Origin of the sequence: Lysinibacillus fusiformis, from assembly GCF_003049525.1 — a bacterium.
GTDB lineage: Bacteria > Bacillota > Bacilli > Bacillales_A > Planococcaceae > Lysinibacillus > Lysinibacillus fusiformis.
The window spans coordinates 88,704-104,038 of the sequence record NZ_PYWL01000009.1 but is presented as its reverse complement, the minus strand read 5'-3'; the positions used below and the strand labels follow the sequence as shown (position 1 = coordinate 104,038).

At 37.3% G+C, this 15,335-nt stretch carries 15 protein-coding genes; 8 read left to right on the top strand and 7 right to left on the bottom strand.

From position 1 onward, the window contains the following. Positions 1 to 35: 35 nt before the first annotated feature. The 4 genes from C9J29_RS18220 (at position 36) to C9J29_RS18205 (ending at position 4,000) form a co-directional block, all read left to right on the top strand. The gene (locus C9J29_RS18220) at positions 36 to 860 is read left to right on the top strand and encodes a polysaccharide deacetylase family protein (protein ID WP_008173518.1); all 825 of its coding nucleotides are present in this window, start codon (positions 36 to 38) and stop codon (positions 858 to 860) included. Between the two features lie 37 nt (positions 861 to 897). Further along, positions 898 to 2,286, top strand: coding sequence for a 23S rRNA (uracil(1939)-C(5))-methyltransferase RlmD (gene rlmD / locus C9J29_RS18215; protein WP_096365899.1), 1,389 nt, complete (start codon positions 898 to 900; stop codon positions 2,284 to 2,286). 232 nt (positions 2,287 to 2,518) lie between these two features. Continuing rightward, positions 2,519 to 3,202 carry a Crp/Fnr family transcriptional regulator gene (locus tag C9J29_RS18210; RefSeq protein ID WP_089986824.1) on the top strand — a complete coding sequence of 228 codons (684 nt, stop codon included), beginning with the start codon at positions 2,519 to 2,521 and terminating at the stop codon, positions 3,200 to 3,202. A gap of 135 nt (positions 3,203 to 3,337) precedes the next feature. Next, positions 3,338 to 4,000: a peroxiredoxin-like family protein gene (locus C9J29_RS18205; protein ID WP_089986823.1), complete on the top strand. Its 663-nt coding sequence runs from the start codon at positions 3,338 to 3,340 to the stop codon at positions 3,998 to 4,000. Between the two features lie 543 nt (positions 4,001 to 4,543). On the opposite strand, the gene C9J29_RS18200 is transcribed toward C9J29_RS18205, so the two are convergent. Together C9J29_RS18200 and C9J29_RS18195 are read right to left on the bottom strand one after the other, a co-directional pair. After that, entirely contained in the window at positions 4,544 to 5,179 is a 636-nt protein-coding gene (locus C9J29_RS18200) for a hypothetical protein (protein WP_089986822.1), read from the bottom strand. 236 nt (positions 5,180 to 5,415) lie between these two features. Continuing rightward, the gene (locus C9J29_RS18195) at positions 5,416 to 6,600 is read right to left on the bottom strand and encodes an MFS transporter (protein ID WP_107922565.1); all 1,185 of its coding nucleotides are present in this window, start codon (positions 6,598 to 6,600) and stop codon (positions 5,416 to 5,418) included. Between the two features lie 362 nt (positions 6,601 to 6,962). Between C9J29_RS18195 and C9J29_RS18190 the strand changes: the two genes are divergently transcribed. Then, on the top strand, positions 6,963 to 7,148 hold the full coding sequence (locus C9J29_RS18190; RefSeq protein WP_008173529.1) for an SE1561 family protein: 186 nt from the start codon (positions 6,963 to 6,965) through the stop codon (positions 7,146 to 7,148). A gap of 43 nt (positions 7,149 to 7,191) precedes the next feature. Here C9J29_RS18190 and C9J29_RS18185 read toward each other — a convergent pair whose 3' ends face one another. Then, positions 7,192 to 7,992, bottom strand: a complete 801-nt coding sequence (locus C9J29_RS18185; RefSeq protein ID WP_008173530.1) for a YwqG family protein — start codon at positions 7,990 to 7,992, stop codon at positions 7,192 to 7,194. Between the two features lie 190 nt (positions 7,993 to 8,182). Here C9J29_RS18185 and C9J29_RS18180 point away from each other — a divergent pair, with 190 nt between their 5' ends. Together C9J29_RS18180 and C9J29_RS18175 are read left to right on the top strand one after the other, a co-directional pair. Next, positions 8,183 to 9,718, top strand: coding sequence for a fumarate hydratase (locus C9J29_RS18180; protein WP_043989602.1), 1,536 nt, complete (start codon positions 8,183 to 8,185; stop codon positions 9,716 to 9,718). A 261-nt stretch (positions 9,719 to 9,979) separates the two neighbouring features. After that, positions 9,980 to 11,884, top strand: coding sequence for a heavy metal translocating P-type ATPase (locus C9J29_RS18175; RefSeq protein ID WP_096365861.1), 1,905 nt, complete (start codon positions 9,980 to 9,982; stop codon positions 11,882 to 11,884). A 59-nt stretch (positions 11,885 to 11,943) separates the two neighbouring features. Here the strand turns inward: C9J29_RS18175 and C9J29_RS18170 are convergent, their stop codons facing one another. Together C9J29_RS18170 and C9J29_RS18165 are read right to left on the bottom strand one after the other, a co-directional pair. Beyond that, positions 11,944 to 12,861: a YihY/virulence factor BrkB family protein gene (locus tag C9J29_RS18170; RefSeq protein ID WP_090002971.1), complete on the bottom strand. Its 918-nt coding sequence runs from the start codon at positions 12,859 to 12,861 to the stop codon at positions 11,944 to 11,946. A 22-nt stretch (positions 12,862 to 12,883) separates the two neighbouring features. Then, entirely contained in the window at positions 12,884 to 13,210 is a 327-nt protein-coding gene (locus tag C9J29_RS18165; protein ID WP_089986819.1) for a hypothetical protein, read from the bottom strand. Between the two features lie 178 nt (positions 13,211 to 13,388). On the opposite strand from C9J29_RS18165, the gene C9J29_RS18160 reads away from it, so the two are divergent. Continuing rightward, entirely contained in the window at positions 13,389 to 13,610 is a 222-nt protein-coding gene (locus C9J29_RS18160; RefSeq protein WP_008173540.1) for a DUF1128 domain-containing protein, read from the top strand. Positions 13,611 to 13,666: 56 nt separating this feature from the next. Here C9J29_RS18160 and motB read toward each other — a convergent pair whose 3' ends face one another. Both motB and motA read right to left on the bottom strand, forming a co-directional pair. After that, entirely contained in the window at positions 13,667 to 14,431 is a 765-nt protein-coding gene (gene motB, locus C9J29_RS18155; protein ID WP_008173542.1) for a flagellar motor protein MotB, read from the bottom strand. Further along, on the bottom strand, positions 14,415 to 15,218 hold the full coding sequence (gene motA, locus C9J29_RS18150) for a flagellar motor stator protein MotA (RefSeq protein WP_008173543.1): 804 nt from the start codon (positions 15,216 to 15,218) through the stop codon (positions 14,415 to 14,417). The genes motB and motA overlap by 17 nt, the downstream gene beginning before the upstream one ends. Positions 15,219 to 15,335 lie beyond the last annotated feature (117 nt).

Below are 15,335 nucleotides of genomic sequence, written 5' to 3'. Positions count from 1 at the left end.
ACGCATCCTAATGAAAAAGAAAGGATGCGTTTTTTATGTGGAAACAACATATTGTAGGTGCGGTAATCGCTACATTTATTATTGCCGCAGGTATTAGCATTAATCCATATTTTGCTGCAGGTTCTGATGAACATCATTGGGGCTTTAAACGTGCAAAAAATGGTGAACAGGCAGAAGCTGGTGCACAGCTTGATCAATTACTTGATAAATACGGGGCTATTTATAAAGGCAAGGCAGATAAAAAAATTGCTTACCTAACATTTGATAATGGCTATGAAAACGGCTTTACCGAAAGTATTTTGGATACATTGGAAAAAGAAGATGTACCTGCCACTTTCTTTTTAACTGGGCATTATTTAGACAGTGCCAGTGACCTAGTAAAACGGATGGTGAAGGATGGTCATACTATTGGCAACCACTCGTATGGTCATCCTAATATGGCTCGACTTTCACCAGAGGGCATGCGTGCAGAATGGCGAAAGTTTGATGGGAAATTACGTGAATTGACTGGCATAGACCGCACAACCTATGCTCGCCCACCAGAAGGAACCTTTAATGCCAAACTGCTAGAAGTAGGAAATGCGGAAGGATATCGTCATATTTTTTGGTCTGTTGCCTTTAAGGATTGGATGAAAGATGAACGACGTGGTGCAGATTATGCCTATAATGCGCTCATGGAGCAATTGCATCCAGGTGCCGTTATTTTAATGCATACTGTTGCACAAGATAATGCCGAAGCTTTGCCAATGTTTATTGCAGAGGCCAAAAAGCAAGGCTATACCTTCTTATCACTTGATGATTTAGTATTAGAATATGAAGATTTTCCTGTTGCTTTGCAATCGTCTGCTCCTTCGTTATAATGGGGAGATGACATTATAAAGCAGGGACGTGGAACGTTTGACGCAGCAAACAACAATGACCGTGGGACAACAATTCCCACTAATAATAAAAAGGCTTGGCATCAATGGAGAAGGTGTAGGTTTTTATAAAAGAAATGTAGTATTTGTCAAAGGAGCTATTCCTGGCGAAGAAATTACAGCTCAGGTTACGAAGACACAACATAATTTTGCTGAAGCTGAGATTTTATCCATTCGTAAAGTCTCTAAGCACCGTCAGGAAGCACCTTGTCCAGTCTACAATGAATGTGGTGGCTGTCAGCTTCAACATATGACATACGAAAAACAGCTATCGGAAAAACGTGATATTGTCATCCAAGCTTTAGAGCGTTATGCGAAACCTCTAGCTGAAACGGTGGAAGTACGAAAAACACTTGGAATGGATAATCCTTGGCATTATCGTAATAAAAGTCAATTCCAAGTACGTAAGGAAGGCAAGCGAGTATATGCAGGCTTATTTGTTGAGGGCAGTAATAAGCTTCTAAATATTAACGATTGCCTTGTGCAGCACCCTGTCACTTCTAAAGTTACCGTTGCAACACGTAAGATTTTACAAAAATTAAATATCACTATTTATGATGGACGAACACTTGATGGCTTAGTGCGTACAATCGTAGTACGTACAGGGATTCGTACAGGCGAAACACAAGTTGTACTTGTAACTACACGTAAAGAAATTCCTCATTTAGCTGAACTGATTACACGGATTAAAAAAATCGATCCGAGCATTGTCTCCATTGCACAAAATATTAATCGTGAGAAAACCTCTTTAATTTTTGGTGATGAGACAATAGTTCTTGACGGTAAAGAAACGATACATGAAGAGCTTGGCGAATTGGCCTTTGACTTATCGGCTCGTGCTTTTTTCCAGCTTAACCCTACACAAACAGTTCATCTCTATAATGAAATTAAAAAAGCAGCTGCATTAACTGGTAAAGAATCAATAGTGGATGCATATTGTGGAGTTGGGACTGTGGGACTTTGGCTAGCAGATCAAGCGCAAGAAGTTCGAGGGATGGATGTCATTCCCGAAAGCATTCAAGATGCCCGTAAAAATGCGCGCAACCATGGCTTCAAGCATACCAAATATGCTGTTGGTACTGCTGAAAGTGTCTTAGCAAAATGGCGCAAAGAAGGCTTTACACCAGATGTTATTACAGTAGATCCACCACGTACAGGTCTAGCACCCGAGTTTATCCAAACCGTGCTTAAGCTTAAACCAAAGCGTTTTGTTTATACTTCTTGTAATCCATCTACATTAGCGAAGGATTTACAGCAACTATCGAAGCTTTATCATGTCGAGTACATTCAACCTGTTGATATGTTCTCACAAACGGCACAGGTAGAATGTGTTTGCTCCATGGTTCTTAAAGCAGAACATCGAAAATGATATTTCTTTTGTAAATTTTGGCGACTTGATTAGGCGTAGTCTGCATTTTGTAGACTGCGCTTTTTTCTTTTTTGATACCTATTGCTACAGTTTTCTTCTCTAATAAGAATAGCTCAACATTTGAAAAACAAAATGAAAAACGTTGAGTGACTGTCACCAATTATTGATTGATTTCAATATGTTTACATTGTGTTATAGTCTTGGGGGGCTCATGCAATTATAAGGAGGAAAAATGGATAACATTCAATACTTATCACAATTTAATCTGCTTAATTCGCTCTCGATGGAAGATTTAATAGAGATGGAACAATTAACTTTAATAACGACCTTTCCGAAAAACACTTTTATTCAAACACCAGAAACTTTTTCGGAGGGGCTATACTTTGTTAAAAGGGGGAAGTTGCGCCTGTATAAAGTAAATGCACAAGGTAAGCAGTTTACTTCGGATATACTTAACGAAGGTAATGTATTTGGGGAAATGGATATTATTTCATTTGGTACTCGAGAGAATTATATTGAAACGATAGAGGAAAGCCACATTTGTTTGATGAATAAGGAAAGATTTGAAAATTTTTTAATTCAGCGGCCTCAATTTATGATGACATTATTAAAAGTACTAAGTAATCGAATTATCGGTATGAGTCAATTAACGCAAAATCTAGCTCTTGGGAAACTACATGACAAAGTTTTATATGCGCTTATTAAGCTATCTGATCAGTTTGGACTTACGGGTGATAATGAGTATTACAAAATAGATTTTCCTCTTTCACATCAAGAAATCGCCAATTTAGTTGGTGCAACCAGAGAAGCTGTAACTGTGGTTTTACAAGAACTTGTTAAAGAAGAAGTCATTAAGACAGGATTTAAAACAATCTATATTCATCGAGAAAAGCTTTTGGAGAGGAACATTTCATAGGCTAAAAAATGCTGGATAGTATCAAGTAGCATAGAGATTTTCAAATTGAGTTGTAAACAACATTACATCTTTCTTCTAGATAAAGATGTATCGTATAACTACATACAAAATATAATACGATACGGAGATGACATAATGAAAAACACACCATTTCAAAAATTGCAAAATGAATTAGATATAGCAGCTACACATATGGAAAAGGTGCTCCCAAAGGAAGTGCTGGATATATTCGAAAAATCCATTCATGATTTACGTACATCTGATTCGGGTAGGGGTTTAATAGCTGGAGTCAAAGCGCCTGACTTCACTTTAGTGAATTCTACAGGACAAAAGATAACTTTGTCTGAGGAAATTTTGAAAGGTCCCGTTGTTCTTATATTTTACCGAGGTACATGGTGTCCATTCTGTAACCTTGAGTTGAAAGCATACCAGCGAATGAATGATGACATTAACGCAATTGGTGGCCAATTAATTGCAGTTAGCCCGCAAACTCCAAACTATTCTGCATCTGTACAAGATAAAAATGAATTAAATTTCCATGTTTTAAGCGACTTACAAAATAAAACTGCTGAAAAATATAATCTGAAATTTAAATTGCCTGAGTATGTGTATCCTATCTACAGATCGCTTGATATATCACTCGAAACATTTAATGGTGACCATTCTTGGGAACTTCCAGTACCAGCTACTTATGTAATCGATAAAGCAGGAATTATCCGTTTAGCTAGCGTGGAGGCAGACTATAAAAAACGTATGGAACCTAGTAAGGTGATGCATTTTCTTCAGTCACTTTATTAGCATCCTAGAATTATAAAAATATGATGAAATAAAAAAACAGTCTCTCAGTTACCACATTCGTTTAGGTTAATGAGGAGTTGGAACAGAGTCGATTGATAGCCGCCAATTTAAACAATATAATAATCGTTACTAATGGTTACTTTGCTATTTATCGGACATTTAATCATAACTGGTAGAATGTGTTGCAAAGCTGGTATTGAAAAATAAATAATCATAAAAAGGACGTCTCAAAATAAATGGAGACGTCCTTTCTTTATGATGCACAGCACGAGCTGCCTGGTGGATGACGGACGGTCCTGAAAAGTCGATACCTCAACCATTACCCCAGGATTTAAAAGATTTTTAAAGGTTCAATTTTCAACTTTTATAGAAAGATTTTTGAAGCGTAAATTTTATACTTTTACCTTTAACCTTTAAGCTTTTAGGTTATTTTCATTGTAAGTTTTATTTGTGTAAGGCATGTTTGATGTTTAAACTCACACACATGCCTTAAAGCGCGAGCGACTCTTCGTTTTCCGTTTTCGCAAGGCCATGCATATCCCTTTAAGCTTGGACTTCAATAAATGTTGTGGCATTCGATTCAGATAAGACTGCATCGACCTCTGATTCGAACTCCTCGATCCGACTACTTAATGTCTCTATTTGTTGTTTGACATTTAGTGGATCAATGATTTCAAATTCATTTCTTTTCATAAATGTGTCCGTATGTAATTTTACTTCTTCCGGAGATTGTTTATCTTTATTGCCTAATATATTAATTAAATAGGTTTCCAGTTTAGCTGGTAAGGCATCATTTTCTTTGGCGACTGTTTGAATAGCAGAACGATATTGATGTTGCATGACTTCTAGCAAATTCTTTTCATATTGAATAGATTGTTTCCGCTCAATGGCCTCCGCGACAGTCATTTCTTCCTTTCCAACGATTACCATTGTACGGGCATTCGATTGTACAACTAAAGCTTTTATTTTATGTCTATAGCTAATTAAGCCCATTACTTTATCGTAGGATGCTTGCATTTGTTTCTCATACTCAACTATTTCTATTCCATTTATTTTCTGATTACTTTTACGATTGGCTACTACAGAGCTAACCTCATTTGTTGCCCCTTCAATCCGTTGCTGTAGCATTTTTAATTCTGTTAAAGCGCGATGAATAGATAGTTTTTTCATTTCGGTCATGATAAAACCTCCTTCTTAAGCAAGTGTTCTTCCATTATATTTAAAAATAGCAACAATGTCCAAAATATCCCTTTTTATTTTTATTGATTTCATAAGAATTTGTCTGTATAATTCTTTTTTAGGTGCCAAACCTATGTAACTTGGACGGAACATCCTTGTTACGCAAAAAACGCCATAACAGCACGGATTTGCTGGGCGTTTTTTTGTTTTTGAGCGGGAGATGAGCCCCGCTCTTTTTATTTTGCCATCGATGCCTGTTTGTTCTTAAGACGTCCAAATAGGAGTAATATGAAAGCCACAACTAGCAATAGCATTGCTACAAGTAAAAGGAAGCTATAGTTTTTTACATATTCTAAATAAACTCCACCTAAGAACGGTCCGGTTAAACTACCTATACTTAGGGCAATTCCACAGAGTAAATTCCCAGTAGGCAGTAGCTCCTTTGGCGTTAAATCTGCCATAAATGTAATCCCTAAAGAGAACATCGAGCCAACTAGTGTACCCGTTAAGAAAAACGCTATAGCGACAGCCATTTGTGAATGTTCTAAAAAACTGGCAATTGCGAAAATAATAGCGCCACCAAATGACCCTACCATCAAAATATTCCTTCTTCCTACTTTATCGCCCAGTGCACCTAATGGTACTTGAGTTAAAATACCGCCAAATGTAAAGACCGATAAAATAATTGGAATCATGCCAACCTCAAATCCTTTACGTAGTGCATATACGGGGAATAATGCATTTAATGAAGATTCGAGGAATCCATATACAAAAGGCCCTAAAAAAGCAATCCAACCAAATAAAATAGCCATTTTGTAACGCTTCCACCCTCTTGCATGTAAGTCCCCTGTTAAACGCTCAGGTTTTTCATTTTGTAAGAAGAATACAAAAGACCACGCCATTAAACACATGATTGACGAAACAATAAACGGTAAAGCTTCACCTATTTCAATCAACTTTACCATCAGTGGCCCAACGGCAAAACCTATACTAAAAGACAAGCCATAGATAGCCATCCCTTTTCCCAAGCTTTTATGATCAGCAGTACTAGTAATCCATGTTTGAGTGGCATAGTGCAAGGCATGGTCCCCCACACCAATCAGTAAACGAAGCACAAACCAAAATGTGACGCTTTTCCATAAAGGAAATGCCAATAAGGAGATAAAAACAAGTGCGCCCCCAATCAAAATGATCGGTTTATAGCCCCATTTTCGTAATGGTTGCTCTATAAATGGTGAAATTAATAATGTCCCTATGTATAAGCCCGTTGCATTCAAGCCATTTAATGCTGAGGAAACGCCATCACGTTCAAAAATTATAGAAATGAGCGGTAATAACATCCCTTGCGAAAAGCCTGATATGGATACAATTATTACTAATATGGTAAATCTTTTTTTGCTGTAATCTGAGAAGTATGTCATCTTTTCCTCCAATCAATCTCCCAAAGAACAGCATACCAAAAAGCCTTAGCGCTCACCACATGTGATTTTACGCTAAGGCTTAACGAATACTTATAGTCATTTAATTGTATAAACACGAAATTCGGCTTTTGATTATTACCGAGTACTTGTTTAAACTCCCTCCTTTTCGAGTTAGAGTTGTAAAGATGTTTTCGATCAGCTCCTTTACTTTATCTTAAAACAACTTTAACATACAAATTCAATATTGTAAATATTCCGTCTACTTATTTTTAAAATTAATCGCTTAGTCCTAGGTGTCTACCTAAACATTGAAATTTCAGCCTAAATCAGCTACGATGAAAGGGATGAAATGAGGTGTACGAATGTCCAAGCCAATCACTGATAAAAAACAGCAAGTAACCTATTTAAGAGAGCGTCTTGAAATGTTTTTAGAAGTATTAGATGCCCTAGATCCTGAAACAGCTGAATTAGATGATATTGATCGTTTAATTCAAATGATGGATGACCTAGAAGACAAAATGGAGCAATTTAATGCTCGTGAACAATAAAAATTACAAAACAAGCGAGCACTGTGTATGCTCGCTTGTTTTTTTAATGACAGTCCCAATTGTAAAGAACATTGCTAAAGTCTTTATTTTTTAATTCTTCCTCAGTAATGAAGAAATTGCCAACTCCACAATCGCCCCATAGTATATCATCCCCCACACTATCTATTTGCAATAGCAAAATTGTAGAGTCTGTATAATCACCGTATGCACGTGGATCTTCTTGTGTAAAGAAAGGATAACCACCGATTTTAAGTCCATCCCCAGTTAAAGCATCATAAAAGGCATCTTCTAATGTTTCGTTATCTTCAATTGTCGTTAAGATATGACTGTAAATGTCATTAGCTCTGTAATCATCAATTGATAAGGGTTCAAAACCTGTTTTAAAAGATAATGTCATTTCACGCTCTACTGGAAAATACATTTCCTCATCTTCCTTTTCTACGAATGAAAAATCTTGAATAAGCTGCGCTTCATCATGTATAACGGTATCATGAAAAATGACACGAAAACCTTCTTGATTTTTGCCATTATCAAAGTCCATTCCTAATACATCGTCATAGCCATCAATATAAAACTGCACTATCCCCTCTTCTGGGAAATTCGGCAAATGCTTAGGCAATTCTGCAAAATTAACTTGGGCTAAAAGCTTTAGTGGTTGTCCACTTGCATTTTTAGGATATTCCATTGCTAGTGGGAAATAAGGGTCCCCCGCAAACTTACTCTGAAACAAGGTTGTTTTTCCAGCATCCGCATCAATAAGGACAACAGGCTTCATTGTTTCCTCTATTAGCGGTCTATATTGTTCAAATTCTTCCGGTAATTCAAGTAAAGTTTTAGCAGACATACAAATTCCTCCTAATTGTGGGTTATTATTAGTTTAGAACAAACGTTCTATAAAATCAACTCTCTATTAAAATACTATTAAACTATGCGTAAATTTATCCCTCATAGGTAAGGACTCTTTTTTTCATTAGTTGAAAAGAGTATAATGTTACGTGGAAATAATCAAATTTTCTATGGGGGGCAATACACGAATGAATCAACAAACTTTGGAGAAAAGTCTTTATGATTTAATTACTGAAACATCCACGAATTTACCTAAGGATGTACGTCGTGCGATTAAAAAAGCAAAAGAAGCGGAGAATGCTGGAACACGTGCGGCAATGAGCTTAGACACAATCTCAAATAATATTATTATGGCAGAAGATAATGTATCACCTATTTGTCAAGATACTGGTCTTCCAACTTTCAAAATTTATACACCTGTGGGCGTAAACCAACTAGAAATTAAAGCTGCGATTAAAAAAGCAATCATTGATACGACAGCTGATGCAAAACTACGTCCAAATGCAGTGGATTCATTAACTGGTGCCAATAGCGGTAATAACCTTGGCGATGGTTTACCAGTTATGAAGTTTGAACAATGGGAAAATGATTACATTACGATTAAATTAATTCTAAAAGGTGGCGGCTGTGAGAACAAAAACATTCAATACAGTCTTCCATGTGAAATAGATGGTCTTGGTCGTGCAGGTCGTGACTTAGATGGTATCCGTAAGTGTATTTTACACTCTGTATACCAAGCACAAGGTCAGGGCTGTTCAGCTGGTTTCATCGGTGTTGGTATTGGTGGAGATCGTTCTTCTGGCTACGATTTAGCAAAGGAACAATTATTCCGTCATGTCGAAGATACAAATCCGAATCCTGATCTTGCCAAATTAGAAGAGTATGTGGTGAAAACTTCTAATACATTTGGTATCGGTACAATGGGCTTCGGTGGTGAAGCAACATTACTAGGCTGTAAAATTGGGGTTATGCACCGTATTCCAGCTTCCTTCTATGTATCTGTAGCATATAACTGCTGGGCTTACCGTCGTATGGCTGTTGACATCGATCCTCAAACTGGTGAAATCATTAAATGGCACTACCAAGAAGGTGAAAAAATTACGTTCAAGGATGAAGTGGCTGCTACAACAGAAGACAACACAACAAATGTAGTAGAGCTTACTGCACCAATTACAGAAGAACAAATTCGTTCACTAAAAGTTGGAGATGTAGTTTCTATTACAGGACGTATGTATACTGGTCGTGACGCTATCCACCATCATTTAATGAGCCATGATGCACCAGTGGATCTAAATGGACAAGTTATTTATCACTGTGGTCCAGTTATGGCAAAAGATGAGGAAGGCAATTGGACAGTAAAAGCAGCTGGTCCAACTACTTCTATTCGTGAGGAGCCATATCAAGGTGATATCATGAAGAAATTCGGTATTCGTGCTGTCATCGGTAAAGGTGGTATGGGACCAAAAACATTAAAAGCTCTTAATGAACACGGTGGTGTTTACCTAAATGCTATCGGTGGAGCAGCCCAATATTACGCAGACTGCATTAAAGGTGTAGATGGTGTTGATTTAATGGAATTCGGTATTCCAGAAGCTATGTGGCACTTAAATGTTGAAAAATTCACAGCAGTTGTCACAATGGATTCACACGGCAACTCCTTACACGCAGATGTCGATAAATCATCTTTAGAAAAACTTGCATTGCACGCAGAAAGAGTTTTCTAATTCAATATAAGTAAGCAGTAGCCCTTCTGACTGCACACTTTTATAAGGCACAGAATATTCCTAGTGAATAGACTGTGCCTTTTTTCTATTAATAAAAAATCCCACTTTTTCAACTCTCCTCTTTATTTTTATAAGTTCCTTTGTTATAATAATTCTAAATAAAAGATATGGTAATTGAAATCCATTTTCAATTACACATCACATTTAAGTGTTTATAATTAAAGGTTTTGATATTGATTTTCATTATCAGGAGGGATAAGAATGGAATACTCTAATCGAGAAAATATAAGTTTAATTGAGAAAATAAAGGAGCATGCAGAATTAATCGCTGCGTTAATCGCTGGTATATTCATCTTACTTGCATGGCGTTTAGATACAAGCGGACAAACAACCGCTTCTGTTCTTCTTTATGTCATTGCCTTTTGTGTAGGTGGATTTGCCAAAGCAAAAGAAGGTATTGAAGAAACAATAGAAGATAAGAAATTGAATGTTGAACTACTAATGGTATTAGCAGCTATTGGTTCCGCAGCCATCGGTTATTGGACAGAAGGTGCTATTCTTATTTTCATCTTTGCAGTAAGTGGTGCACTTGAAACTTATGCTATGAATAAAAGTCATCGTGAAATATCTGCATTAATGAATCTTCAGCCAGAAGAAGCCTGGTTAGTTCGAGGCAACTTTGAGCCAATGAAAGTATCCGTTTCTACCTTACAAATTGGTGACCATTTATTGATCAAACCTGGGGAACGTATTCCAGCCGACGGTATTATTTTTAAAGGACAGTCTTCCATTGATGAGTCAGCTATAAGCGGTGAACCATTACCCGTTTTAAAAAGCGAGGGTGATGAAATCTTTGCAGGAACAGTAAACTTAAATGGTGCGATTACGATGGAAATGACGAAGGCCAATTCAGAAACACTTTTTCAAAAAATTATCCAGCTTGTCCAAAGTGCTCAAAGTGAAAAATCTCCGTCTCAACAATTCATCGAAAAATTTGAGGGAACTTATGTGAAATTCGTTTTACTTGGTGTAGCTATCATGATGTTCCTTCCCCATTTCGTACTAGGTTGGGATTGGACAACAACTTTTTATCGTGCCATGGTTTTATTGGTTGTTGCATCTCCTTGCGCACTCGTCGCAGCCATCATGCCTGCGACACTTGCAGCTATTTCAAATGGCGCCAAAAATGGTGTGCTATTTAAGGGTGGCTTACATTTAGAGCATCTCAGTGTTTTAGGGGCATTAGCAGTCGATAAGACAGGAACATTAACACAAGGTAAACCAGTCGTGACAGATTTTATTGTCCGCGATGGATTCGAACCTCAGATGGCTTTAGCTATTCTTGCAGGGATTGAAACACAGTCCAACCACCCTCTTGCTCAAGCCATTACTTCCTATGCAAAAGCGGAAGGAGTTACTGCCTTACCACAAGCAACAATTGAGGATATCCCAGGATGGGGTATGAAAGGGATCGTTCACAACAAGGAATATCAAGTTGGTAAACCGGAATTTGTGAATGCTCAACATGCCAATGATTTTGCAAATGGCGCTGCGGGAAAACTTGCTGCACAAGGTAAAACGGTTATTTTCATCCGTGACCAGAATGGCATTGTCGCATTAACAGCTTTAAAGGATACCGTCCGTAACGAAGCGAAAAAAGCTGTGTCATTATTAAAAGAGCTTGGTATTCAAGTAGTCATGCTTACTGGCGATAACGAAAAAACAGCGAAAGTAATTGCAAAAGAAGCTGGTGTTACAGAGTATGTAGCGGAGTGTCTACCTGAAACGAAGGTAACAGAAATGAAACGTTTGCTGTCCCAACATCACTTTGTAGGAATGGTTGGTGATGGCATCAATGACGCCCCTGCATTGGCTACCGCAACTACTGGTATTGCGATGGGTGAAGGTACAGACGTTGCGTTAGAAACAGCTGATGTTGTATTAATGAAAAACGACCTATCTAAAATCGCTTATGCTGTTCGTCTGTCTCGTAAAATGCAACGAATTGTCAAACAAAATATTATCTTTTCCATTGGGGTAATTATTTTCTTAATTGCCTCTAACTTTTTACAAGTAGTCGATTTACCTTTAGGTGTAATCGGGCATGAGGGTAGTACCATTCTCGTTATTTTGAATGGCTTACGCATGCTGAATAAAAATGTTTAAAAAATAACCTCACTTCTCTCCTACGAGAAGCGAGGCTATTTTTTTATCTGGTCATTTCCTTATCTATTAATTTGCTTTTGTAACGCCCTTTTCTGCATTGTAGCATTTAATACTCCACCAAAGATTAAAATAATTCCCGTAAAATATAACCAGAGCATTAAAATAATAACGCCACCAATACTACCATATGTAGCAGAATAATTCGCAAAGTTATTAATATAGAAAGAGAAAGCATATGTGACCACTAACCAGCCAAGTGTAGCAAACATCGCCCCTGGCCAAACACCCAATATTTTCAACCTTGGGCTTGTATTAGGCACGAACCAGTAAATACCCATTAAAACAATAAAAATAAGTATCGGTGGTATTGACCATCTTAAATTATGCCAGACCGATTCAAATTGTTCCTCTATGCCGACGATTGAAAATAGGAAATGACCTATTTGCTGGCCAAATACTGGCAATAGAAGAGCGACTGCAATGACAATAACAAGAGCCACTGTAAAAACAAGAGATAGCCCTCTATCTAATATACCCGCTCTTCCTTCTGTATCGTATGCTTTATTCAAAGCTCGAATTAGCGCGTTAATACCTTTAGATGCCGACCATATCGTACCTAGTACCCCGATGGACAATAAACTACTATTACGGTTTGTTAAAATTTCTTTCAACGTATTTTCAATAAGCTTATAAACTTCATCTGGCAATACATTTACTAAAAATGAATAAACCTGCGTTGTTTCCAAATTAAGATATGGTAGTAATGTCACAAGGAAGATAAGTAATGGGAAGAATGATAGTAAAAAGAAATAAGCGAGCTGTGCGGAAAGCGCTGAAATTTCTACTCGCTTTAACCGACCTATCAAATCTTGGACAAAGCCCTTGGATGTCATGACATCAATCGCTTCTCCCTCAGGAGACACGAATGATTTGACGTATCCAAAGGCATTTTGCATTGTTGCCTTTTTCTTTTCCATACAACTCCTCCTAAAACTACAATTATTCTTTATGAGGTAAAGTAAAAGCTGACTTTGTGTCATCAATCATACTTTGAATCGTAGTTGGCAATTCTTTAAATTCCTCTACCTTCTCTGCAATAGTGTTGACATTGTCTGACACACTTTCACAAAGCACCTTCGCAGCCAGTACTTTCTCCTCCACTAGAACCTGTAATTCTTCACGATTTGTTGCATAGTACGTGACAGCTTCTTTCATTTTTTTAGTTGTGTCGATTGTTTTTTCGCGAGTACTGCGATCGAGCATACTTAATGCTGCACCAATTGCTGCTCCTGCTACGATTGATACTAATAATTTACTTTGACCCATATTAAAACCCCCTGCTTGTGTAATTGCATATTCCCTAATATTTCATAAATAAACTAGTGTACTGCCCTTATTCTACCCAATAACAGTCTATTTTTAAAGCAATGCTCAAATACGGAGTTGACATTTTTTTTATTCAATGAAATGATTATTGCGAAGAGTACGAAAGGTAGGGTAAAAAATGGATTTATCAGTCCCGTCAAAGGAAAACGTTATTTATATGATTGATCAAATGAAGGATAAGCTTCGTATGGTAAATGTCGATGCAATGAAATCGGAACATTTCAATGAAGCAAACTATGAAGACTTAACGTATTTATATGAAATGGTTATGAAAAGAGATTCCTTTAGCCCAAGCGAAATGCAAGCGATTGTGGCTGAATTGGGTTCTTTACGTAAATAAGCAAACAAAAAAGCTATGAGCATGAGACAAACAGTCCGTGCTAATAGCTTTTTAATTTATTGTGTATTCTTCGCTTCCGAGCCATCCTCAGTCACTAGCGGCTGAATAAGTACTTCGACACGGCGGTTCTTCGCACGGCCTTCTGCTGTATCATTAGGTGCAATCGCTCGGTTTTCACCGTAGCCTTTTGCACTAAAGTTCTCAGATTTTAATTGAGAATTACTGTCTAATAAAACCATATAAAAATTAGAGGCACGCATTAATGATAGCTCTAAATTTGAAGAGAAGTTAGGGCCCGCTGGAACATTATCCGTATGACCAGTAATAACAATATTACGTGGAGGATTGGATACTAATACACCCGCAAGCTCCTTCGCAATAGGAATATACTCTGGTTTAATCGTTGCTTGACCAGGATCAAATAAAATACTATCACGAATTGTCACAAGTAAGCCTTCATCTGTCATTTCTGTAGCGAATTGACCTTCCATTTCATTGACAGCGATAAAATTATCGACACTATCTTTAATTTCAGCCAACTCCTGTTGATCCTTTAAGTAGGCTGAATTTTGTTGTGGTGTTTGATCGCTATCCGCATTTGGACTAGGCACTGGTGAAGGCTGCTCTAAAAAGCTTGTTCCGCCATCAAAAACCTGACTAAAAACGGCTGACATTCTTTCTAGCTTTTCTTGGTCTACTGAACTTGAAGCAAATAGTATAATAAACACAGCTAAGAGCAATGTTAAGATATCGGCATATGGTACTAGCCAAGACTCATCTATATGCTCATCATGCTTTTTTTTCTTAGCTTTCTTTGCCAAGGCCACCCGCCCCGCTTTCAACAGAAATTTGACGACGTTCTTCCATCGTTAAGTATGATGATAGTTTTTGTTCAATTACACGTGGAGCCTCCCCTTCTAATACTGAAAGGATACCCTCAATCATCATTCTCTTTTGTTTCACTTCTAAAGCAGATTTACGTTTTAATTTATTCGCAAATGGGTGCCATAAAACATAACCAGTAAAGATACCGAGTAATGTAGCCATGAAAGCTGCTGAAATAGCGTGTCCAAGCTTTTCGATATCATTCATATCAGCCAATGCGGCGATTAAACCTACTACTGCACCAAGAACCCCAAGAGTTGGTGCATATGTACCTGCTTGTGTAAAAATGGCAGAACCACTAGCATGACGTTCTTCCATAGCTTCTACTTCCTCTGTTAATACATCACGGATGTAGTCTGCATTTTGTCCATCAATCGCTAATGTAAGACCATTTTTCAAAAACGGATCTTCAATTTCTGATGCTTTACTTTCAAGAGCTAATAGCCCTTCACGACGAGCTAAGTCAGCCCATTGCGAAAACATCTTAATAATTTCAATATCATTTGCTAATTTAGTTTCTTTAAAAAGAATCTTAAATAGCTTTGGTACGCGCTTTAACTCTTGCATTGGAAAGGCAATTGTTACTGCGGAAATAGTACCAAAGATGATAATTAGGATAGCTGCTGGGTTATAAAAAGCTGTTAAACTTACACCCTTCATTACCATCCCTGTTAATAGCGCTATAAACGCAATTATTAACCCTATGACCGATGACTTATCCATTCTAGAACCTCCAAATCTACTATTACTCTTAATTTCGTCTATTTTTCCATATTTTAAATATATAATGCTAGTATAAATGTATTTTAAATATTTTTCGATGTAATTAATGCTTTTTAT